Below are 23066 nucleotides of genomic sequence, written 5' to 3'. Positions count from 1 at the left end.
TCTAAAGCTTTATAGTTCTGGCGATAAAATACCTTTTAGGTTTTTAAAGCAGGTTTTTGATGCCGTATTAATCAGGTCTTCCATATAGGCGTTGTCACGTTGATCTTTTCGAATAGCCAAATATAATTTACACCAAACTCCTTCTTCGCCTAATGATTTAGTAATGACATATTGTCGATTTGTGTACTCGGTTAGTGCCCAATTAGGCAAGCAGCACACACCTCGTCCACTGGCGACCAATTGCATCATCATTAGAGTTAATTCGCTATGGCGAATTTTGGCTGGCGTAATACTGGCTGGGTTTAAAAAGTGCTTAAAAATATCCAAACGCTCGGTTTCTACTGGGTAGGTGATAAGCGTTTCTTTTTTGAAATCTTCTGCCGTTAAGAATTCTTTTTTCGCCAGAGGGTGGTGTCGAGACAAGGCGACCTGAGACTCATATTGAAATAGCGGGATATATTCAATATTGGGTAGGTCTTGAGGGTCTGAGGTGACCACTAAATCTAAATCTCCTCGGGCAAGCGCAGGTAACGGCATAAAGCCAAACGCAGTCGATAAATCAAGTTCTACATCTGGCCAATGTTCGCGAAAATGGTCGATGGTTGGCATCAGCCACTCGTAACAACTGTGGCATTCAATAGCAATGTGCAATCGTCCGCTTTCACCTTCAGCAAAGCGTTGTATATCCCTTTGCGCCGAACGGAAGGAAAGCAATACATCGTCCGCTAGTTGTAATAAACGCAGTCCAGCGCTGGTAAAGCGTACAGGCTTTGTTTTACGAATAAAAAGCTGGCAGCCTAGCTTTTCTTCTAAATCTTTTAATTGGTGAGATAGGGCAGACTGAGTCAGATGGACTCGGTCAGCAGCTTCTACTAGGCTGCCAGTTTCTCTCAATGCGGAAAGTGTTTTTAGGTGTCTAACTTCAATAATACTCATAATGATTTACTTTAAGTGAGTTTTTCTCAGTGCTTGGGGTATAAAAAAACTCATTGAACAAACACGATTCAATGAGCTTTTTTTACGTTCTGTTAATTACATAACAAAAATTCAAGTAATGCTTTTTGCGCGTGTAACCGATTTTCTGCTTCGTCCCAAACAACCGCGTTAGGATGGTCAATGACTTCAGCAGACACTTCTTCACCTCGGTGGGCTGGAAGACAATGCATAAAGAGAGCGTCGCTGTTGGCTAAGGCCATAAGTTCAGCATTAACTTGGAAGCCTTCAAAGTCTTTCACACGCTGTTCTTGTTCATCTTCTTGGCCCATTGAAGCAAATACGTCGGTGACGATGAGGTCAGCATTTTTCGCAGCTTCTTGAGCACTGTGAACAATAGTGACACGATCTTGGTGTTCAGCAACCAGTTCCGCATTGGGTTCGTAGCCTTTAGGGCAGGCAACCACCAATTGAAAATTAAGTAATGCGGCAGCGTTGATGTAAGAATTACACATATTGTTGCCATCGCCTACCCAAATAACCTTTTTACCTTCGATGTCACCACGGTGCTCTTGGTAAGTTTGCATATCGGCAAGTAATTGGCATGGGTGGTAGTCATCTGTGAGCGCGTTGATAACAGGCACAGAGGAATATTTTGCGAACGTCTCGACCGTTTCGTGATCAAAGGTACGGATCATGACCGCGTCAACCATGCTTGAAATGACGCGAGCACTATCTTCGACCGGTTCGCCTCGCCCTAGCTGTGTATCGCGAGAAGAAAGAAAAAGCGCATGACCACCAAACTGGGCCATGCCAGCTTCAAAAGAAACACGAGTACGAGTCGATGATTTTTCAAATATCATAGCCAAAACACGGTTTTTTAGCGGTTCAAATAGAGTGCCTTCATGATGAATTTTCTTCAGCTCAGAAGCTCGTGATAGTAACCGTTTTAACTCGTCAGAAGAGAGATCCTTCAGAGTAAGAAAATGCCTTGGCGACACGCTAGGACTCCTTAATTGTCTTTATAAAAGGGAATCGACCAATCTAATACAGTCGCGCAGGTGAGTAAAGAGGGAATTAACTGATAAAGTGCAATAGAAAGCCTATTTATAGGGTTGTAAATTCACCATCAGACCCAATAAACTGGTGCAACTATTAGAGGATTTTATCAATCCTAATCAATTTCACCGTGGCGCTGCTAATTAGGTACGTTGCGACTAAGACAGTGATGAAGTGAGGTTTTCAGTATGAGTAATACAATCGAAACAATTAAAGAGCAAATTAGTAGCAACGATATTTTGTTGTACATGAAAGGTAACCCTCGCGCGCCTCAGTGTGGCTTTTCTTCACAGGCTGTACAGGCACTGATGTCTTGCGGTGAGCGCTTTGCTTTTGTGAATATTTTAGACAACCCAGATATTCGTGCAGAGCTACCAAAATTTGCGAATTGGCCGACTTTTCCGCAGTTATGGATTAAAGGCGAATTGGTTGGTGGTTGTGACATCATTGTTGAAATGGCAGGTAATGGCGAGTTACAAACATTGATCAATGATGCCGTTGGTACAACTGAAGAGTAAGTAAATACGTGGTTTGCGGTTACTTTATTTTAAAGGACAAGCAGACGACCGAGTTTGGTTTAAATATAACGGAATAAAAAGGAGACCTTATACATGTCTATTCTAGTTGGTAAAAAAGCACCAGATTTCACCGTACCCGCCGTACTTGCTGACGGCCAAATTGTTGATTCTTTCAGCTTGTCTGAAACAATTAAAGGCAAGTATGCAATCGTATTCTTCTATCCTTTGGACTTCACTTTTGTATGTCCTTCAGAAATCATTGCTATGTCTCATCGCATGGATAAATTCCGTGAAATGGGCGTAGAAGTCATCGGTGTTTCTATCGATTCCCACTTTACTCACAACGCTTGGCGTAACACGCCAGTTGAAGACGGTGGTATCGGCGCTGTCGAATACACGCTAGCAGCGGATATGGATCATGCTATTGCCAAAGCTTACGGCATCGAATCAGAAGGTGGTGACTCTTACTACCCAGCGGGTGTTGCCATGCGTGCGTCTTTCGTGATCGACCAAAAAGGTATCGTTCGTTCACAAGTGGTAAACGATGAGCCAATTGGCCGTAACATGGACGAACTAGTTCGTGTCGTAGATGCGCTACAATTCTTTGAAGAAAATGGTCAGGTTTGCCCAGCTGGCTGGAACAAAGGTGACAAAGGCATGAATACGTCACCTGAAGGTGTTGCTTCTTACCTAGCTGAAAACTCTAAATCTTTATAAGAGTTTCATTTGGTGGTTTGATAAAACGTGCATTGCTTTACGGCAATGCGCGTTTTTTTATATCAAAACCTATTTGAGACCTTTGCTCGTGACTTCGTGTAAAGGTCTCATGCGATTAATTATTTTTGATTTTATGTTCGTTAGCTACTTCAATGACTTGTTTTCTGAACCAGATATGACTGGCATCGTGATGTAATAAGGGGCTCCAGATCATTTTTAGTTCTATTTCTGGAATATCAAAAGGAGGCTCTAAAATGACCAAGTCAGGATTTTTGCTGTTCACCATGGCAACTTTTTTTGGCAAGGTCGCGATCAAGTCTTGTTCAAGAGCAAGGTGCATGGCAGTGTGATAACTTCGAGTGAAGACTCGAATACTGCGCTTATGATCGAGTTCTTGTAACGCTTCGTCTACCCAACCGAGTTTTTGCACATCTGTTGGGTCCATACCAACCCCTATGCCAAACCCTGTTTTACTCACCCAAATATGTTGAGCTTGAAGATAGGCGTCAATATCAAAGTTATTTTTAATCGGGTTGTTGGAACTCATCATGCAAACAAAGGTGTCGAACCAGACGCTTTTCTGGTGGAAAGATTGGGGCAATTCTTCAAAGCGGTTAATTGCCATATCAATTTTGCCAGCTTCCACATCATGAAAGGTTACATCGCTGGGCGTCATAATATCGAGAGTAATGCCGGGAGCATGTTCTCGTAAGCGGTTAAGAAGTCGAGGTATGACAGTTGAAGTCGCGTAGTCACTGGCCATAATGCGGAATACACGAGTACTGGTTTTTTCGTTAAAATCTGCCTCGGGCTGCAAGGCTTCTTCTAGTTCTAACAACACTTTACGTACAATTGGCTTTAAACGCAGGGCCTTTTCAGTCGGCTTCATGCCTTCACTAGTACGAACCAAAAGTGGGTCGCTTAACAAATCTCTTAACCGTTTTAAGCCATTACTCATTGCAGGCTGAGTAATATTGAGCTTGTTAGCAGCGCGTGTGACATTACATTCCCTCAATAAAACATCGAGGTAAATAAGAAGGTTAAGGTCCATTTTATTAATATTCATAATTTTAAATGCTGTTATTTGGCCAATAGGGGAGGTGAATGAATACAAGCATGAAGCCGTTTAAACGCTTGGGGCTATGGTTCTGCATTGATCAACAAAGCGCTGAGCATTTTGTGTTAATGCGGTATTTTTGGGCATGACAATCAATAGGTTCCGGTTGAGTTCTAAGGGCGTTTTGTGGAGTTGGATTAGTCCAGAATTAAGTTCTTGTGAAATAGCCATACGGGACAAACAGCCTAATCCCATTTGATGGATAACTGCTTGTTTGACGGCTTCCATATGGGCGAGGGACAAGACAATGTTCAAATGAGGAATCTCTGAAGCCGTCGCTTGTTCGAGTATATTTCGGGTGCCCGACCCTGCTTCACGGGTGACCCAATCGGCTTGTCTTAGATCATCCCAAGTTAAAGTGTCTGGCCGACTTTCTTGCGCAGAACCAAATACTACCAGCTCATCTTTTAACCATACTTGTGTCATTAACTCTGCATGTTGGCAATAGCCTTCAATAAAGCCGACTTCCGCTTTACCTGTTAATAGCTGTTGAATCACACTTTGCGTATTGCCGATATCTAAATTAAAACGAATGTTCGGGTGCTGGCGTTTAAATGCCGACATTTGCTCAGGCAGTAAATAATTGCCAACACTGACACTGGCCGCCAAATGCAAAGAACCACTTAGCTCATCTTCATTGCCCATGCTTTCAATTTGTTCTATTTGGCTAAGAACCGCACGAGCTTGAGGCAACAGATGACGAGCCTGAGGCGTAATCTGTAAACGCTTTCCATGACGGCGAAACAAGGGTCGTCCTAATAGGGTTTCTAATTCCCTAAGGGCTTGGCTAGCGGCCGGTTGACTAATAGAAACCATGTCAGCTGCTGCGGTAACAGAGCCTGTGTGAACAACGGCTTCGAATATTTGTAATTGTCTAAGTGTGATTCTCATTCAGTCATTGTAGCGTTGTTTTGGTTTTAATGAGTAGGGCTAATAATGAGTAAGCTTAAAATGACAATGAAGTGGATGCAAAATATTCAAGTGTGGGCGATAATACGCAAAGATTTTTTGATGTAAGGCGTGATCTTGCGTTGAACATTGAGCCTAGGTTACTTGTTTCCAAAAGAAACAACTCTTTTACCCTTTGTGATTAACCAAAAGTTAATGCGACACATATTAAGGACTTAGTTATGCAAATACCCCATCGTTGGCTTTCGATTCTCGAAGGTTGTTTACTTGTGGCTTTAGGCCTACATATTCTTAACTCGGTTGGGTTGCTGATTACAGGTACCGCAGGGGTTGGTATGATTTTGATGCAGCTGACGGATTTCTCTTTCGCTCAGTTATTTTTCGTATTAAATATTCCTTTCTATTTATTGGCTTGGCGAACATTAGGGCCAGTATTTACCTTCCGAACTTTCATTAGTGTAAGCCTGCTCTCCGCGTTATCAGAGTTAATGAGCCACTATGTAGAGATATCTATGAACCCTTTATTATCGGGTATCTTAGGTGGTTTGCTCGTCGGTTTTGGTTTGGTTATCTTGTTTCGCCATAATGCATCGTTAGGTGGTTTAACCATTTTCTCTGTTTACCTAGAACGTCGGTTCAATATTCATGCGAGTAAAACCACATTGGTGGCGGATGTTTGTATATTCATTGCGGCGTTTATGTCTCTTGATATAAGCAGTTTGGGCTATTCATTAGTTGCATTTTTGTTCCTTAGCTCCGTTGTTGGACGCTATCACCGACCACCAAAATGGGCACAAATGCCAGTACCTGATAGCGGTAAATAAACTTTAGGCGCAATGACGGCTAAAAATAAGGTCATGCAAGACAAAACACAGTAAAAATGCCTACAATAGAAGGCTCATATTTATGTGTTTTTTTGTTTTAGATTTTATTTTCAGACGTTCATCAATTGCCGTAGGTAGCTCCATGACTTCTCTAGCCCATAGTAACTTTCCTTTTACCGCGGTGGCTGGGCAAGAGCCGCTAAAACTAGCGTTAATTCTGTGTGCGATTAGTCCAAAAATTGGTGGTGTGTTAATTAGCGGGCCTCGTGGTTCGGCGAAATCTACCTTGGCGCGGGGTCTCTCTGGTGTGATGCCAGCCTTGGACGATGCTGAACAAGTTCCCTTTGCCACCTTACCCCTAGGTACCAGCGAAGACCGCCTACTTGGTGCACTAGATCTAGAACAAGTACTACAAGATAAGCAGGTTGCCTTCAAACCCGGTTTGCTTAGTCGCGCCCACGGTGGCGTGCTGTATGTAGACGAAGTGAACTTGCTTGCAGATCATCTAGTGGATCAATTGTTAGATGTAGCGGCCAGCGGCGTCAACCGAATCGAGCGGGATGGTATCAGTCATGAGCATGCCTCTCGTTTTCTCCTTGTTGGCACCATGAACCCAGATGAGGGTGAGTTGCGTCCACAGTTACAAGATCGCTTTGGTTTGATGGTGGTATTGGGCAACCAATACAGTCTTGAAGAGCGAGTGCAAATTGTGCGACTACGAGACGAGTTTGACCAAGATGCAGAGGCCTTTTGCGATGCTTTTAAATACAAACAGCGAAATCTAAAAAACAGCATTCGATTAGCGCGACAAGCACTGACTAATGTTAGCTGCTCCGAGGCATTACGCCTGGAAGTCGCTAAACGTTGTCAATTGGCGAATATCGACGGTGTGCGCGGTGACATCGTTTGGATTCGTGCCGCTATGGCCCATGCGGCTTGGCGCGGTGCAAAAAAAGTCGTCTTGGAAGATATTCAAGCGGTCGAAGAATTGGTATTGGCCCACCGTCGTCATGCCAAAGCACCGCCTTCAATACCGCCTTCGCGCCGTCCTGATCAAACATTGTCTCAACAGGGGCAAGCTGCAAATTCTAATAAACCAGAAACGAATGAATCAGAAGATGCGAGCGAGGGGGATTGGGGGAGTATGACGCCACAAAAACAGGCGACCAGCAGCCCCATTAAAGTCATCTTAAACGAAGAGCAGAAAGCTAAGCCTGCTATGGATCGATTGAGTGAGGTGGCGCCGGGAAAGCATAAAGGCAAGCAGCAGAGCGGTTATCGTCCTGATGCCGTGCAAACGGGAAATGGCATAGATTGGTTCCGTAGCATCGTCAGTCAACCCAAAGGATGGCCGCCAAAGCAGCTGACCCACAAAGCCGAAAGAACAGGGCAAGCGGTATTGCATCTAGTGTTGCTAGATACCTCGGCATCGACCTTAAACCAAGGTGTATTTAGCAAAGCCAAGGGGGTGATTTTAGACATTGCCAATCGTGCTTATTTGGCCCGTGAACAGATTGCCATTTTAGGTTTTGGGCAGGATAACGTGTCATCGATTTTGCCAAGGGTGCGAGCGCCGAAAGAAATTTCCAAATTACTTGAAGACCTTGGTGCCGGTGGCGGTACGCCGTTTCGCATCGCCATCGAAAATGCCAGCCAATACTTGGCGCAACAGCATCATTCCAACTCGGGCTTACGCAGCCAGACTTATATATTGACCGATGGCCGTACCCAAGCCGATGTATCAGACCTTGCTCTACAGGGTTACACCGTTTTGATCGACATCGAAAGTGCGCCGATCAAACGTGGCCGAGGTCAAGACATTGCACAGCACCTAGGTGCCCAATACGTTTTATTGAGCTCACTTTTAGAGACTGCTTTATGACCGCTTCTGTTGCTCATTGTCCTGCGTTGTTTTTGACGGCACCCGCGTCGAATCAGGGTAAAACCACCATTACTGCTGCTTTGGCGCGCTATTTTACCAACCAAGGTAAAGTGGTTCGGGTGTTTAAAACCGGGCCGGATTACCTTGACCCGCAAATTTTGGCGCAAGCGTCCAAGCAACCTGTGGAACAGCTCGACATCTGGATGGCGGGAGATGATTACTGCCAAGACAAACTCTATCAAGCGGCACAAGTGGCGGATTTGATTCTGGTAGAAGGCGCTATGGGCATGTTTGATGGCGACCCATCCAGCGCAGACCTTGCTGCTCGTTTTGGTATTCCCATGGCAATCGTCATGGACGTAAAAGGCATGGCGCAAACCGCTGCGGCTGTCGCCACTGGGTTGGCGAATTTTCGCGATGATGTTGAAGTGGCTGGGCTCATTGCCAATCGCTGCGGCAGTGAACGACATGCCGAATTGATCCGTGATGCCTTGCCAGAAAGCTTGCCATTATTAGCAACCCTAAAACGTGATGAAGAAGTCACCTTACCAGAGCGGCATTTGGGTTTAGTGCAAGCGGATGAAGTAAAAGAGGAGCTTGAAATCCGCTTTGAAGCGGCGGTTGAATGGCTAAAAGCAACCAAAGACACTGGCTTATTAGCACTGCCAAAAGCCGTTGCTTTTTTACCCATAAAAACGAGTTCAGAAAATCAAGCCACTGAGCAACGTTTGGCTGGCAAAACTATTGCTGTGGCGAAAGACGCGGCGTTTAGTTTTATTTACGATGCCAACCTAATCGCATTGCAAAGCATGGGCGCAGAAGTGGTATTTTTCTCGCCATTAAAAGACCAAGCGCTACCCGAAGCCGATGCGCTTTGGTTGCCGGGCGGTTACCCAGAGCTGCACGCCAAAGCCTTGTCGGAAAACATCGCCATGCGCCAAGCCATTCAGGCATTTTATCAAGCGGGCAAAGGCATTTTGGCCGAATGTGGCGGCATGTTATATAGCTTGGGTGAGTTAACCGACTTGAACGAGGTCTGTTACCCCATGCTTGGTATTTTAGAAGGGCAGGGTTCTATGCGTGGAAAGCGTGGTTGCCAAGGCATGCAAACGGCGGTGATTCCTCAAGGGGAGATTCGTGGTCATGCTCATCACAGATCACGCAGTGCTAATACACCAGAACCAGTTGGTCATGGGCGTCGTCAACGTCACCCTGCACCGGGCGAAGCGATTTATCAGCAGCAAGGTTTAACGGCGAGCTATTTGCATCTGTTTTTTCCTTCTAATCTAGACGTCACCGCCAAAATTTTTTTAGGCAAAGGCCATTCTTCTTTGGATAAGAGGCACTAGCGCCATGTGGCCTGAAAGTGCTGAATCACCCGCGCCACTGCGTACCGGTTTAACCACTGGAACCTGCGCGACGGCCTGTTGTGTGGCGGCGGCACAGGCACTTTTTGCTCAACAACAAGATCCAAGCGTGAGCGTCACCTTGCCCAAAGGCAAGGTAGTAGATCAGCCAATCATCGAATACCAAATGATAGAAAACGGCATAAAAACCGCCACCATCAAAGACGCAGGGGACGACCCAGACGCCACCCACGGCGCGACTTTATTTGTGGAGCTTCGCCTAGTGCCAGACAAAGGTATACGTTTCCACGCCGCCCAAGGGGTTGGCACCGTCACCCGTACAGGCCTCTTGCTTGATGTGGGAGAACCCGCGATCAACCCAGTACCGCGTAAAATGATGACAGAACACCTCGAAGGCTTCGCACAGACTTACCAATACCAAGGCGGCTTCGAGGTGTCGGTTGGTGTGATCAACGGCGAAAAAATCGCGCTAAAAACCATGAACCCACGCCTTGGTATTTTAGGTGGTTTATCCATTTTAGGTACCACGGGAATTGTCAGACCATTTTCCTGCGCCGCCTATATCGCCTCGATTCATCAAGGCATCGATGTTGCACGGGCGAACGCCATCACTCATATTGCCGCCACCACAGGCAACGCCAGTGAAGAGGCTATAAAAAACCATTACCAACTAGACGACATGGCCCTCATCGAAATGGGAGACTTTGTTGGCGCTGTGTTAAAGCACATCAAAAAAGTCGAACAATCAGGCATGACCCAGTTAAGAAAGCTCAGCTTCTGTGGTGGCTTCGGCAAAATCAGCAAACTGGCCCAAGGTAACATGGACCTAAACAGCCGAGCCTCTAGCATCAACCTAGACGTACTGGCCGAATTGGCCGCCACCTTAGGAGCAAGCACTAACTTACAAACGCAAATGACCCAAGCCAACACCAGTGTCGAAGCCCTGTCATTCGCCACCGCCGCAGGGCTACCGCTCGCCGACGCTGTGTGTCAGCAAGCCCTCACTTTCGCCAGACAATACATTCCTGAGCATATGGCACTAGAAGTCTGGGCGATTGATCGTAAAGGGCAATTTGTCGGTAAAGCCATAGAAGACAAAGGGGAAACGCCATGAAGGTTTTATTGCTAGGCGGCACAGCCGATGCAAGGCGTTTGGCTGACTCTTTACATAAAGCAGGTTTGAACGTCGTCTATAGTTTGGCGGGTTTGGTGCGTGTCCCTAAAGTAGACTGCCAGCTGGTGGTGGGCGGCTTTACCCAGTTTGGCGGTTTGGCAAATTACTTGCGAGCAAACCAGATTGGCGCGGTTCTCGATGTGACCCACCCTTACGCGCAAATCATGAGTAGCACAGCGGTCGATGCGGCGCGCGAAGTCGGTATTCCTTGCTGGCGTTTTCATCGTCCCGCTTGGCAACAGCAAAACGGTGACCTGTGGTGTTATTATCAAGAAGACGCGGATTTATTGGCGCAATTAGAGGGCTATCGTGTGCCATTATTAAGCGCAGGGCAGATGAGCGAAGCCTTACTCAACAACATTTTACAATTGCCAAGTATTGAACGAATCGTATGGCGAACGGCTGTCGAACCTAAATTTGCTATGCCAGTCGGCATTGAATGGATAAAAGCCATCGGGCCGTTTGCCTTAGAAGACGAACGCCAGTTATTAATGGAACAAGGCATTGATGTGATCGTCAGCAAAAACAGTGGCGGTTCTGCGACTTACTCTAAGCTGGAAGCAGCACGAGACATGTCGATGCCTGTTCTGCTGCACAGCCGCCCAGCATTACCAATGGCCGATAGAGAATTCAGCGATACACAAGATTGCCTACAAGCCTGCTTAGCGGCGTGGGGCAAGACTCATTCAAAGAACCAACAACAAGACAGCCAACAGTGATGCCATCAGAACCTTACCAATATGAGAACAACCCTCAAGCCATCGAACAGGATAGTTTTAGACAAATCCGCGCGCTCACCGATTTGTCGGCTTTTACTAAAGACCAACAGCAGGTTGTCATGCGTATCGTACACAGCCTAGGTTTGCCAGACGTGGCCAAGCAGGTACGCTTTAGTGCCAACGCGACCCAAGCCGGGCGCGAGGCATTAGCGAACCAGCGTGCCATATTGTGTGATGTGGAAATGGTCAAACAAGGTGTGACCAAACGCATGATAAGCTGTGAACCACTGTGTTTTCTAAACGACCCTCGCACTGCAGAACTGGCAAAAAGCAAAGGCGAAACCCGTTCTATGGCGGCGCTGGGCTTATGGCAAGATGATTTAGCCGGCAGCATAGTACTCATCGGCAATGCACCAACCGCCTTATTTCGTCTATTAGAAATGATCGAGCAGGGCGCACCAAAACCTGCGTTAATTGTCGGTATGCCAGTGGGTTTTGTCGGTGCCGCAGAATCGAAAGACGCCCTTTGGCAAGCTCACAAAAAACTGGGTATTGAATGCATTACCCTATTGGGTCGCATGGGCGGCAGTGCCGTCACCTCGGCCAGCTGTAATGCCCTGTTGAGGTGTAATTTGGGTGAGTATTATTAATGAATAAACCAAGTATGCGAATACATGTGATCGGCTTGGGTGTCAGCGAACAAGCTAACCTTGATGCTTCTGCTCAGGCGGCATTGGCAAGCTTGTCGGAGCAAGACATCGTACTGGGTTCACCTCGCCAGCATGACACCATCGCCTTGTATTCCCATAACGCACAAGGTCACGATCTGCCTAAGTTAAAACAGCTCGCCAGTGACTTTGATACGTGGCAAGCCCAAGGCGCAAAGCAAGTGGTGGTATTGGCTTCCGGCGACCCTTTGTATTACGGCATTGGTGCTTGGTTAATGCGTACTTTTTCACTCGATAATCTTTGTTTTTATCCCAATGTTTCCAGCATTCAAGTGGCGTGTCATCGTCTCGGTTTGTCCTTGCAAGATGTGAACGTGGTCAGCCTTCATGGTCGCCCTTTAGCGAGTTTACGTCGTCATTTACAGTCAAATAAAACCCTGGTCTTGTTAACCGATCAATACAGTCAGCCACAACATATTGCCAAAGAATGCGTACAAGCAGGATTGGACCAAAGCGAAATCATCGTTTGTGAAGCCTTGGGATACGCACAAGAAAAAATCCGTGTTTTTGCTGCTGAGGTACTTTTTGTCGGGGAAATGGTTGAAACAGAAATAGAGTTTGATCCGCTCAATGTCATTGTGGTGAAAACCAGTCAACAAACCTCCCTTTACCCCAGTGCCGTGGGCATTCCCGATGCGTCTTTTGTCACCGATAAGGGCGACGGTAAAGGCATGATCACCAAGCGTGAAGTACGTTTGGCCATCTTGTCCTACATGAACATAGAGCAAGGCGATACCATATGGGACATTGGCGCAGGCTGCGGTGGCGTCAGTGTCGAACTGGCCTATTGGCACCCACACAGCCAGATTATCGCCATAGAACACCACCCCGAACGGCTCGCCTGTTTGGCCGCCAACCAAGATCGTTTTGGTGTCGTGCAGAACCTGTCTATCGTCGCGGGTCGAGCGCCTGACGTGCTGGTGGATCTATGGTCGCAACATACAGCGCCCAACAAAGTATTTATTGGCGGCAGCGATGGCGAACTAAACGCCTTAATGACACAGGTGTGGGATAGGTTACCTAACGGCGGCAGCCTAATGGTCAGCGCTGTGACGGAAGACACCAAGCTTCAAGTGATGCAATTTGCTCAAGCTCGGCAAAGTGCTGACGACGCCACTGAGCAAAGCTTGCAAGTGTCCATTGCCAAAGGCGAACGCCTTGCAGGGCAACGCCTGTATCGACCCAGTTTGCCTGTGACACTTTTTCATTTTAAAAAAACAGAAAACCCAATACATAAAGGCACCGCGGAATGAGCGTGATAGAAGAGAAACCAAGCAGTGGGCGATTCATTGGGGTGGGTGTTGGCCCCGGTGACCCAGAGCTGATTACCTTAAAAGCATTACGCCTTATTCAATCGGCCAGCGTGGTGAGTTACCTTGCCAACGACGAAGGCGGTTCCCAAGCGAAAACCATTGCCAGCGAAGCCTTTGCGGGGGTGACCCATGCGCAAAACGAAATTGCCATTGTCATGCCCATGTCCACGGATCGTTCCCTTGCCAACCAAGCCTACGACAACGGCGCAAAAACCATTGCCGACGAATTAAAACAAGGCAAAGACGTGGTGTTCTTATGCGAAGGCGACCCATTGTTTTTTGGTTCGTTCGCCTATTTATTAGAACGCTTAGAAGGCGACTTCCCATGCCAAGTAGTTCCAGGAGTGTCGTCTATCAACGCCGCCTCGTCTGCTTTGAACCATCCATTAACCGTATTAAAAGAATCCTTCGCCGTAGTCAGTGGCCGCCATTCGGCATTGCAAATAGACACCGCATTAGAACAGCATGACAGCGTGGTGATTATGAAGGCAGGACGTGCTCGCCCTCGTATCCTCATGGCGCTGCGCAAAACCAACCGCATGCAAGACGCAAAATACCTAGAATACATAGGTCGAGACAACGAACGCATAGTGCAAGACGTGTCCACCTTGGAAGACAAAGCGGGCCCGTATTTTTCTTTGTTTGTGGTGACCAAAAGCGAGCGAGGCACACGGTGATACGTATTGTCGCGTTAACCCCCGCAGGCAAACAACTTGCTGAACGCTTACAAGCCGAATGGCCAGAGGCGAATAAGTTTGAAGTGAGAGTGGATTACAAGCCAAAGCCCTTTGCTGAATCCGTACAAAGCGCTTTTCAGAATGGCGATTGGTTAATGTTTATCTGCGCCACGGGCATCGTCATGCGGACTCTAGCGCCAGTTATACAAGACAAATACCAAGACCCGCCAGTACTGGTGCTAGACGAAGAAGGCAAGTTCGTCATCCCGTTGTTATCGGGTCACGAAGGCGGCGCGAACGAGTGGGGCGCACAAGTGGCCAACCGCCTTGGCGCACAACTGGTGATGACCACCGCAAAACCTTATTTAAATCCCATCTACACCTTGGGGATGGGCTGCGAACGCCACTGTCCGTTAGCATTCCTTGAAAGCCTCATGCTAGAAGCCCTTGCTCAAAAAGGCTTAACCCCCAGTGACATCCATTCTCTAAACAGCATCGACATCAAAGCTGACGAGACCCACCTTATCGCTCTCGCGGAAAAATATAACTGGAACTTCAATACTTATAGCGCCCAAGAACTTGTCCCAATGGAAGCGCTACTCAGTACCAAATCCGACTACATCTACAACACGGTTGGCGTCTATGGCGTTGCTGAATCCGCCGCACTCTTAGCCGCTCAGAATGAAACGGGAATAGACCCAGAACTGGTCTTAAACAAAATCAAAAATGCTAAAGCGACAGTAGCGGTAGCGCGAGGATTTGTGGAAACATAGTTATTTTTATTAGTGAGAAAGAAACGCTATGTTTAGTACAGTTGTTGTGCGAGTAGTGCTTTGTGAGTCTTGGAGGTTACGGTGCCAGAGTTAACTATAAGAAATGCAAATATATCAGAGGTATCTCTTCTGCTTACTTTCATTAAAGAGCTTGCGGTTGAAGAGGGCTTTCCTTTCGATGTTGTGGTTACTGAGGAAAGTCTCAAGGAAAACTTGTTCGGTGAGCAGCCTATAGCGGAAGCAATTTTCTTTTTTGTGGATGGTGCACCAGCGGGCTTTGCCGTTTATTACCATACTTTTTCGACCACCACAGGAAAAAAAGGCCTGCATCTAGATGACTTGTATGTGCGCCCTCAATTTCAAGGTGGGGGAATTGGTAAGAAAGCCCTTGGCTATTTAGCGAGTCTTGCTAAAGGTCGTAATTGTGGTCGATTTGAGTGGTGGGCACTCAAGTGGAATGAAAACGCGATAGGTTTTTACGAAAGCATTGGGGCTCGTCATATGGAAGAACTTAGCATCTTTCGCCTTGAAGAAGGTGATATTCAAAACCTTGCAGAGTATTCACCTTTATAACGTCAGTTTCGTCGAGTTATTGTGTTTACTTGATACTAAACCCCGTGGTGCATTTAGGAAAAAGATAAAAAGGCCTAAATTCAGGTAATAAGTGCGACACTGCAAAGAAGGTGTAGAAGAAGCCAACTGCTGAGGTTGGTATGATTCTTCTTACCACAGAAAAAAGCAGTACCAACATGAGTTATCAGCAGTTGACCGAAGGCAAAAGATACCAGATTTCTGCTCTTTTAGAACAGAAAGTGTCAGTTTCTAATATTGCCCATACGATTAAGTACCATCGAGCTACGATCTATCGTGAATTGAAGCGCAATAAAAAGACAAAAACATACTGTCCTAAAAAAGCACAAGATGCCTGCTTAACAAGACGGAAAACATCGGCCAAGTACCGTATATCGTCAAAGACAATTGATTTTATTCATATTCTTATTGAGTTTGATTGGAGTCCAGAGCAAGTCTCTAATGTATTAAAAATGTGTGGAGTGCTTGTCAGTCATGAATGTATTTTTCAATTCATCCATGACGATAAAAGACTCAAAGGGACGCTTTACCGTCATTTAAGACAAGGGCATAAGCGCTATCGAAAAGGCAAACGAACAAGGTCTGAAGCCATAAAGAATGCCGTATCCATAGAGGAACGACCAGATGTTGTCGATACGCGAGAACGCTTTGGGGATTGGGAAATAGACACAGTTTTAGGCAAAAATGGCACAGGCTCTATTGTCACACTGCTTGAGCGGAAGACGCGTTGTTACTTGATCAAGAAAGTTAACTCAAAGTCCGCAGTTGATGTTACTCGAGCGACGATAGAGTTATTAATGCCCTTTAAGGCTCATGTGCATACGATTACAGCAGATAATGGTAGAGAATTTGCTCATCACAAAGAGATTGCAGAAGCCCTGAGTACAAAAGTGTATTTTGCCCACCCTTATAGCTCTTGGGAGCGCGGTGCTAACGAAAATAGTAATGGTCTTTTAAGGCAATATGTGAAGAAAGGAACAGATCTAAGAGAGATTGAAGATGACATGATTCACTGGGCAATGACACGCATCAATTATCGCCCAAGGAAATGTTTAGGGTTCAAGCAGCCAGCTATCGTATTTAAAGAGATGTGCTTAGCTGCTTGAAATAAAAAGTGTCGCACTTCGAACTTGAATTCAGGGGTAAGTTACCCATCTTCATAAAGATGTTATCATTAGTATTCGAAGAAAATGGCAATAAGATTAGTAATTTACAAACTGTTTATAGAAAAATATTAAAGCTTTTACATTCTATAGAGCCTTGCGACAATTTCTTAAACCAAATTCGTTTGCCAAAATTAACAGATAAAGAGCTGTTGTCTTTAAGTCTTGCAGTTGAAACCTTGGGTATTGATTCTGAGCATTTTCTTTTTAAACGACCACCACCACAGGTGCATGGTCGTATTGAACGCTCAGTTTACAATCGTAGAGTAAGGAAGCTAAGCTTTAAACTCGAAGATATTAGGCAAAAAATGGTCAATGAAATGTAGCCTAAGTGATCTTTATATTGTGGATAGTATGCCTCTTAAAGTGTGTCGATTAAGCAGAGCGAATCGTAGCAAGGTCTGTCAGGAACACATTGAAAGCGCCCCTAATTTTGGTTTCTGCGTTGCACAAGATATGAAATATTTTGGGTACAAACTTCATGCGGCTTGCACACCTGAGGGTGTTATAAAAATGTTCGATATATCAAAGGCTTCATTGCATGATATACAGTATTTAAATGACATTCAGGGTGCCGTTGATCATTGTGTTCTCGTAGGAGGTAAAGGGTATTTAAGTCAGCAATGGCAGAGTGATTTGTTTCAAACGTCTTCGATTAACTTACAAACACCTATGCGTAAGAACCAACTCAACTTTAAGGGATTGTTGCCAAGTTATCGAAAAGTGAGAAAGCGGATAGAAACGCTTTTCTCTCAGCTATGCGATCAATTTATGATTCGTCGTAATTATGCTAAATCCTTTAAAGGAATTAGCCGAAGAGTCGTCACTAAAATAGCGGCGTTAACTCTTATCCAATGGGTGAATTTTTCAGCTGGAAATAAATTAAACAATTTGAAAATTGTCATTTCCTAAATGCACCACGGGTTATTAAAGCCTTTTAAGCATATGTGTCATAGCATCATTTTTGATAATGGCGGTGAATTTTCAGGTCATCAAAGCATTGCCAAAGCACTGAAATGTAAAACCTATTTTGCTAAGCCTTATCACTCGTGGCAGCGAGGTCTCAATGAAAATACAAATGGTCTGCTGAGACGTTTTTACCATAAGGAGTTTGCCATAGGTCAGCTCACCGATCAGGAAATTGCAGATACACAAATGCTAATCAATTTAGGGCCGAGAAAATCGCTAAACTATCTCACTCCAATTGAAGTATTATTAAATAAGCGTGTGTCACTTATTGTTGATATCTAGGATTTTTATAGATGAGTTAATTCTTTATGATTTTTGAGTCCTATTTATCTTGAAAAACACCGGTTATCTGAAAATAAAGTTTTATTTTTAGGCTTTTAATGTGAATTATTTTGTGTTAATTTTTATCAATATATAGGGAGGTATGAATAATGAAAGTAAAATCAATTGATTTTCGTCCATTCTTGTTAATAAAAGTATTTTTTTTAAATCAATGCCTTGTCTTGCATCCGATGTTAAGTTTTTATCCAATTTTATTAAAATATTTCAATGGTTTGGAAATGAATCTGGAGTGAGATATGTCAAGTTATAATAATATATACGATAAATTTTCTCAACGGCTTTCAGGTACTATTTCGGATTTTTCAGAACTTCAACTTGCCAATTTAAAAGAAAAATTTAAGACTTGTGGGCTAGTTAATGTTCGGAATATTCTTTCAAAAGATATGTGGAAGCAACTTGTTTCTGAGACCAATAATATTGTCAAGGAACACGGTATCAAGAGAAATATCAGTCTTGAACACAGTGACAATACACGTAGGGCGCTTACTACTGTTGGAAATGAGTTGTGTCGAAATAATGGCCCATGTATGTCTGCGATTTATGATAATGAGGCTTTCTTGAACTTTATCTCTGAGATAGCGGGGGAAAGGGTCAGTATATTTCCAAATCCAGTTGAACAATTAGCCGTTTCTCTAATGACAGAGCCTGGCGATACTCATGGTTGGCATTGGGATGATTGTAGTTTTGCACTCATATGGATGATTGAATGTCCTCCGCCGAGTTTCGGAGGGTTTACACAACTTGTTCCGAATACCGGTCATGAAAAAGGTAAAACGAACATCTTTGAAGTTTTAACACAGCATTCGATTGAGTCACACTATTTTCCGCAAGAGAGCTTTTATTTCTTTCGCTCAGGAAATTTTCTGCATCAGGTTCATCCGCTAGTAAAACCTACTCGACGTTTGATCATAAATATGGATTTTGTATCTGACTCTGACTTGAAGCGAAAATTGGACACTTCCACCACTGAACTATTCTACTAAATTTAAGGAAATACTAATGTTAGATGGATCTAAGAAGCTGCAATGCTCGAGAAAAATTTCTGAGAAAATTTCTGAAGTTATTACGTCGGGGGCAAACTCACCAGGCCGATTATTTCGGGATGTTGAAACGCCAATAATTATTGCAGATAAAGCAAAAGGTAGCATTATTCAAGATGTAGATGGGAATGAATACATCGATTATATGATGGGGCTCGGTCCCAACATATTGGGTCATTCACCTGATATCGTATCATCAACATTAGAAAGTCAAATTAAAAATGGAGCTGTTTTTGGTATAAATTGCAAATATGAATATGAGTTGGCTTCTCGATTGGTAAACGCAGTTTCTCATGTAGATGAGATTCGTTTTACCTGTAGTGGAACAGAAGCAGTGATGACAGCAATACGTGTTGCTAGAGCTTACACCAATAGACCCTATATTTTAAAGTTTAGAGGTGGCTATCACGGTCATTCTGACGGACTACTGACGCACGCAACAAAGAGTGCTGTGCGCAACAATCCTTTGTCTATGAGAGATGGAATCGCAGATGTCGTACGAAATGCCACGCTGATGTCTAGATATAATGACGAAACCATGGTCTGCGAAATTTTCAAGGAAAATGGAGCTAACATTGCGGCAGTGATTGTTGAGCCTGTTGCTACAAATATGGGGTTGATCCTACCCGATGTCAGTTTTTTGGGGGCGTTACGTAAATGCTGTGATGAAGCCGGTGCTGTATTAATTTTTGACGAGGTTGTATCTGGTTTCAGATGCAGTTATGGAGCAGTATCCGACGAATTAGGTGTAATTCCTGATTTAACAACATTTGGTAAGGTTATTGGCGGTGGATTACCAGTTGGTGCTTATGGCGGTCGCCGAGAGTTGATGAAACAGGTTGGTACCAATGGTGGTGTGTTTCAAGGCGGTTCTTTTGCAGGGAACCCGCTTACAATGGTTGCTGGTGTGGCTGCTCTTGATGAGCTTTCGTCGGGGCATTTATTGGATAACACAAAACTTCTAGTGGAGTATTTCTGTCAAAGGACACGCGAAAAGTTTGAAGCTTATGGGATTCCTTTTGGGATACAGAGTTATGGAACCATGGCGACTTATATCTTCAATTCGGATATGAAGAGCTTAAGAAACTTTGATGATGTAGAGCTGCAAAATTCGGATTTATTTGCAAAATTTCATCGCCGTATGGCAGAAAGAGGCGTGCTTTTTGCTCCGACAATCGAAGAACCAATTTTCTTCAGTACTGTTCACACCAAAGAGCAGATTGATTTAACGGTAGACCTATCTGTTGAAATTCTCAGTTCAATAATTTGAACAATTCTAATCATCGGTGCTAAACCGGTGCTGAGCTATTTTCATTATTGGAGGAATTCATGGATCAAAAAAGCATTTTTGAACAATTTATTGTATCCGCTGGTAAGTATCCTGATGCAATTGCAATTGTCGATTCTAAAAGCTCAATTACTTACTCCCAGCTTCTTGGGAAAATTGGGAGTATTTCAATACAACTCTACGAATTTGGGTGTCGAAGGGAGGAGATAGTACCTATTATCTCAAGTGGTGGGGCAGATATGGTCGCCGGAATGTTTGCTTGTCTTCAAGTGGCAGCGACATTTGTTCCTATTGACATATCATCGCCTTCTGAGCGAACTGTACAAATGCTTGAAGATCTTGGAAGTCGAATAGTTCTTACAGATGCCACTTCCAATATAGATCACGTCTTAATAAGCGGCTTGAATATTATTCGACCTAAGTCGAATGTTGTGTGCGATCGTAAGCGTTTACTCAGTGATGACAGTATTATATACGGTTTTTTTACCTCTGGAAGTACGGGCAAACCAAAATGTTGCTTAAATACCCATCTTGGGCTGGTTAACAGGTTTGAGTTTAATACTTCGGTAAAAATGTTAAATGTCGGCGATTCCATACTACAAAACTCAAAACACACTTTCGATCCGGTTTTGTGGCAGACCCTTTGGCCACTTACTCTCGGTGCTACAGTAGTCATTCCTGAGCGAAGCGGGCTGTTGGACATTGAGAAAACTATAGATACGATTTCACACTTCAATGTAGTCATGACGGATATTGTTCCTTCTGTGTTAACTGTGCTTTTAGATTACTTAGAACACCACCCTGATAAAGCCTCCAAATTAGAAAGCTTGATGGAACTCTTTGTTGGAGGAGAGGAAGCGTCTATTCAGTTGTTAGAACGGGTAAGGGGATTCTTGCCTTGGGTGCGTTTAACTAATACTTACGGACCAACTGAGGCTGCTATTGGTATGGTTTATCATCACTTCGATGGTACTGAAACCTCTGATATTCCGTTAGGAAAGCCAATTCCTGGAACCATTGCGGTGGTTCTGAACCAAGAATTTAAACCTGTAGAAGATGGAGAGATTGGGCAGCTTGCTATAGGTGGCGCATGCTTGGGCAAAGGATATTACAATGATTACAGCAAGACAGCATCTGTATTCAAATCTATTGAACTTACGAATGGAGTGAAAACAGTGTTTTTGACAGGTGATCGTGCGGTTATTCAAAATGAGCGAATTTACTTTCGTGGACGCACTGATAAACAAGTAAAAATTCAGGGGGTTCGGGTTGAATTAAAGGAAATTGAATCTACATTCGAAGAGCACCCAGAAATTATTCAGTTTAGAGTGGTGCCAGTGTTCCAACACAATAAGGAAACCACATTAGTATCATTTTTTACAGCTCATACAGGGCTGACCTCAAAGAATCTACGGTTATTTGCCAAAGATAGATTACCAAGAGAATTTATCCCGAGGGTCTTTAATCAAGTTTCGGAGTTTGTCACGACTACTTCTGGAAAAATAGATCGTTCTGTCATTAGGCGAATGGCAGACGAAGCTACTTTTGATAGAGTTAAAAGTAATGTTAAAGGGTTACAAGAACTAGTACAAAATCTGACAGGGATTTTGGTACAGGTGGGCGAAAATTTATTTGAGGCGGGCCTCGATTCTCTGAATGCAATACGACTTTCACTGAAAATCGAGGAAAATTTTTCAGTGAAGATGTCGACCTCACATTTATATGAAAACCCAACAATTGAAGCGATTCAGAATTTTCTTCAAAATAAGACAGGTCAAAATGTTAATGAATACTCCGTTTTTTCAAAGTGGCAAGATATAAAAATTTCACCTAAAAAAATTCGTGAAAAAGTTCTTCTTACTGGCGCTACAGGTTATCTCGGCGCTCAACTTTTATCTTATCTTAGTAAGGAAGATGGCATTGATGTTATATGCTTTATTCGGAGTTCCAATGAAGCTCAGGCTATGTCGAAGTTGCACAAAGTTGCCTTGAAATTTTCCCTGCACAATAGAATTAATTGGGACAATGTCAAAACTATCTTAGGTGATTTTACTCTTCCTGGATTGGGTATTAGCGAGAGAGATCGGGACTGGCTACTTTCAACATTAACCCGAGTTTATAATGCTGCTGCAGAGGTGAACTTTGTAAAGCCCTTTTATATGCTTGAAAGAACAAACGTTCATGCTGTTGTGGAACTAGCTGAAATAGCCGCTTCTGTTCCTGATTGTCAATTTTACCATATCTCGTCCACTACTGTGATAGGCGGAAACGGTACATATGTAGATACGCCCCCAACCGCTAGAGACTTCGGCTCAATGAGTAGTGGTTATGCACAATCTAAGCTTGCCGCAGAGTTGGCTCTGCAATCCATTTCTTGTAATGGTTTTCCGGTTACAATTTATAGAGTTGGGGAGCTTATGCCCTCTCCCACAAGCTCGATTCCGAATTCGAAATCTATTGTAGTTTGTTACCTGCGCACCTTAGCTCATATCGGTATTTTTCCAGATGATCTTGACAGTCTAGATTATAGTCCAGTAGATGCTGCGGCTAAACAAATAGTCCACCGTAATAGTGATAATAAACTCGTAGTTGGTTTAGCAAATCAGAACCGTACTAGCCTATTTAATATTGTTGAAGGATTAAATCAATCAGGAGCAAATATTGTTTCTGCTCCTAAATCACATGTATTTGAAGCTATAAGGCTTTCGGTCTCTGAGGGCTTAGCCCCCGAATACGTGTCTATCATTTGGTCGTTAATTCGAAATCTCGGCGCAGATAATCATTGGCCAATCTTGTCTTACTCTAACAAGTTGAGTGAACTTATTGGGCCATCTGGTGAATGGCCAGAAGTGTCGGTCAATTACCTTTCTCAGGGGCTAAGGCACATCTACGAAGCTAGAACTTCGAAGGCGCCTACGTATGCTTCCCTGTCATGTGAGTAATTCATTAATTTAATAGAATCG

The 23066-nt window shown here is 44.2% G+C and carries 22 protein-coding genes and 1 pseudogene; 19 read left to right on the top strand and 4 right to left on the bottom strand.

Annotated features, from left to right (window positions below):
• Positions 1 to 9 precede the first annotated feature (9 nt).
• Together I8J31_RS03555 and argF are read right to left on the bottom strand one after the other, a co-directional pair.
• The gene (locus I8J31_RS03555; RefSeq protein WP_233402564.1) at positions 10 to 936 is read right to left on the bottom strand and encodes a LysR family transcriptional regulator; all 927 of its coding nucleotides are present in this window, start codon (positions 934 to 936) and stop codon (positions 10 to 12) included.
• Positions 937 to 1028: 92 nt separating this feature from the next.
• Positions 1029 to 1934, bottom strand: coding sequence for an ornithine carbamoyltransferase (gene argF, locus I8J31_RS03550; protein WP_199466918.1), 906 nt, complete (start codon positions 1932 to 1934; stop codon positions 1029 to 1031).
• A gap of 246 nt (positions 1935 to 2180) precedes the next feature.
• Here argF and grxD point away from each other — a divergent pair, with 246 nt between their 5' ends.
• Positions 2181 to 2510 carry a Grx4 family monothiol glutaredoxin gene (grxD, locus tag I8J31_RS03545; RefSeq protein WP_199466917.1) on the top strand — a complete coding sequence of 110 codons (330 nt, stop codon included), beginning with the start codon at positions 2181 to 2183 and terminating at the stop codon, positions 2508 to 2510.
• 93 nt (positions 2511 to 2603) lie between these two features.
• Complete coding sequence (locus I8J31_RS03540; protein ID WP_199466916.1) at positions 2604 to 3227, top strand: peroxiredoxin; 624 nt, start codon at positions 2604 to 2606, stop codon at positions 3225 to 3227.
• Between the two features lie 115 nt (positions 3228 to 3342).
• On the opposite strand, the gene I8J31_RS03535 is transcribed toward I8J31_RS03540, so the two are convergent.
• Together I8J31_RS03535 and I8J31_RS03530 are read right to left on the bottom strand one after the other, a co-directional pair.
• Positions 3343 to 4293 carry a LysR family transcriptional regulator gene (locus I8J31_RS03535; RefSeq protein ID WP_199466915.1) on the bottom strand — a complete coding sequence of 317 codons (951 nt, stop codon included), beginning with the start codon at positions 4291 to 4293 and terminating at the stop codon, positions 3343 to 3345.
• Positions 4294 to 4353: 60 nt separating this feature from the next.
• Positions 4354 to 5235, bottom strand: coding sequence for a LysR substrate-binding domain-containing protein (locus tag I8J31_RS03530; protein WP_199466914.1), 882 nt, complete (start codon positions 5233 to 5235; stop codon positions 4354 to 4356).
• A 239-nt stretch (positions 5236 to 5474) separates the two neighbouring features.
• On the opposite strand from I8J31_RS03530, the gene I8J31_RS03525 reads away from it, so the two are divergent.
• The 17 genes and pseudogenes from I8J31_RS03525 to I8J31_RS03450 all read left to right on the top strand — a co-directional run bounded on the left by I8J31_RS03525 (position 5475) and on the right by I8J31_RS03450 (position 23045).
• On the top strand, positions 5475 to 6077 hold the full coding sequence (locus tag I8J31_RS03525; protein WP_199466913.1) for a YitT family protein: 603 nt from the start codon (positions 5475 to 5477) through the stop codon (positions 6075 to 6077).
• 142 nt (positions 6078 to 6219) lie between these two features.
• Positions 6220 to 7959: an ATP-binding protein gene (locus I8J31_RS03520; RefSeq protein ID WP_199466912.1), complete on the top strand. Its 1740-nt coding sequence runs from the start codon at positions 6220 to 6222 to the stop codon at positions 7957 to 7959.
• The gene (locus tag I8J31_RS03515) at positions 7956 to 9308 is read left to right on the top strand and encodes a cobyrinic acid a,c-diamide synthase CobB (RefSeq protein ID WP_199466911.1); all 1353 of its coding nucleotides are present in this window, start codon (positions 7956 to 7958) and stop codon (positions 9306 to 9308) included. The genes I8J31_RS03520 and I8J31_RS03515 overlap by 4 nt, the downstream gene beginning before the upstream one ends.
• 4 nt (positions 9309 to 9312) lie before the next feature.
• The gene (locus I8J31_RS03510; RefSeq protein WP_199466910.1) at positions 9313 to 10440 is read left to right on the top strand and encodes a cobalt-precorrin-5B (C(1))-methyltransferase; all 1128 of its coding nucleotides are present in this window, start codon (positions 9313 to 9315) and stop codon (positions 10438 to 10440) included.
• Positions 10437 to 11219 carry a precorrin-6A/cobalt-precorrin-6A reductase gene (locus tag I8J31_RS03505; RefSeq protein ID WP_199466909.1) on the top strand — a complete coding sequence of 261 codons (783 nt, stop codon included), beginning with the start codon at positions 10437 to 10439 and terminating at the stop codon, positions 11217 to 11219. The genes I8J31_RS03510 and I8J31_RS03505 overlap by 4 nt, the downstream gene beginning before the upstream one ends.
• The gene (locus I8J31_RS03500; RefSeq protein ID WP_199467106.1) at positions 11219 to 11869 is read left to right on the top strand and encodes a precorrin-8X methylmutase; all 651 of its coding nucleotides are present in this window, start codon (positions 11219 to 11221) and stop codon (positions 11867 to 11869) included. The genes I8J31_RS03505 and I8J31_RS03500 overlap by 1 nt, the downstream gene beginning before the upstream one ends.
• Positions 11869 to 13200: a precorrin-6y C5,15-methyltransferase (decarboxylating) subunit CbiE gene (gene cbiE / locus I8J31_RS03495; RefSeq protein WP_233402563.1), complete on the top strand. Its 1332-nt coding sequence runs from the start codon at positions 11869 to 11871 to the stop codon at positions 13198 to 13200. The genes I8J31_RS03500 and cbiE overlap by 1 nt, the downstream gene beginning before the upstream one ends.
• Positions 13197 to 13937 carry a precorrin-2 C(20)-methyltransferase gene (gene cobI, locus I8J31_RS03490; protein ID WP_199466908.1) on the top strand — a complete coding sequence of 247 codons (741 nt, stop codon included), beginning with the start codon at positions 13197 to 13199 and terminating at the stop codon, positions 13935 to 13937. Before cbiE ends, cobI begins: the two co-directional genes overlap by 4 nt.
• A complete protein-coding gene (locus I8J31_RS03485; RefSeq protein ID WP_199466907.1) occupies positions 13934 to 14710 on the top strand; it encodes a cobalt-precorrin 5A hydrolase in 777 nt (258 codons plus the stop codon). Before cobI ends, I8J31_RS03485 begins: the two co-directional genes overlap by 4 nt.
• 81 nt (positions 14711 to 14791) lie before the next feature.
• A complete protein-coding gene (locus I8J31_RS03480) occupies positions 14792 to 15283 on the top strand; it encodes a GNAT family N-acetyltransferase (RefSeq protein WP_325101164.1) in 492 nt (163 codons plus the stop codon).
• Positions 15284 to 15459: 176 nt separating this feature from the next.
• Positions 15460 to 16407, top strand: a complete 948-nt coding sequence (locus I8J31_RS03475; RefSeq protein WP_199467103.1) for an IS30 family transposase — start codon at positions 15460 to 15462, stop codon at positions 16405 to 16407.
• 8 nt (positions 16408 to 16415) lie between these two features.
• On the top strand, positions 16416 to 16790 hold the full coding sequence (locus tag I8J31_RS21255) for a hypothetical protein (RefSeq protein WP_438941484.1): 375 nt from the start codon (positions 16416 to 16418) through the stop codon (positions 16788 to 16790).
• Positions 16780 to 17376, top strand: a complete 597-nt coding sequence (locus I8J31_RS03470; RefSeq protein ID WP_438941483.1) for an IS982 family transposase — start codon at positions 16780 to 16782, stop codon at positions 17374 to 17376. The genes I8J31_RS21255 and I8J31_RS03470 overlap by 11 nt, the downstream gene beginning before the upstream one ends.
• Before the next feature lie 45 nt (positions 17377 to 17421).
• Positions 17422 to 17715, top strand: a pseudogene (locus I8J31_RS03465) (IS30 family transposase); the annotation flags it as partial.
• A gap of 296 nt (positions 17716 to 18011) precedes the next feature.
• Positions 18012 to 18758: a HalD/BesD family halogenase gene (locus tag I8J31_RS03460; RefSeq protein WP_199466905.1), complete on the top strand. Its 747-nt coding sequence runs from the start codon at positions 18012 to 18014 to the stop codon at positions 18756 to 18758.
• Between the two features lie 16 nt (positions 18759 to 18774).
• On the top strand, positions 18775 to 20085 hold the full coding sequence (locus I8J31_RS03455) for an aspartate aminotransferase family protein (RefSeq protein WP_199466904.1): 1311 nt from the start codon (positions 18775 to 18777) through the stop codon (positions 20083 to 20085).
• A gap of 59 nt (positions 20086 to 20144) precedes the next feature.
• Positions 20145 to 23045, top strand: coding sequence for a non-ribosomal peptide synthetase (locus I8J31_RS03450; protein WP_199466903.1), 2901 nt, complete (start codon positions 20145 to 20147; stop codon positions 23043 to 23045).
• Positions 23046 to 23066 lie beyond the last annotated feature (21 nt).

The sequence above is a fragment of the Marinomonas transparens genome (genome assembly GCF_016463975.1).
Lineage (GTDB): Bacteria > Pseudomonadota > Gammaproteobacteria > Pseudomonadales > Marinomonadaceae > Marinomonas > Marinomonas transparens.
The sequence above is the reverse complement of the archived record's forward strand: the minus strand, read 5'-3'. Positions and strand labels throughout refer to the sequence as shown.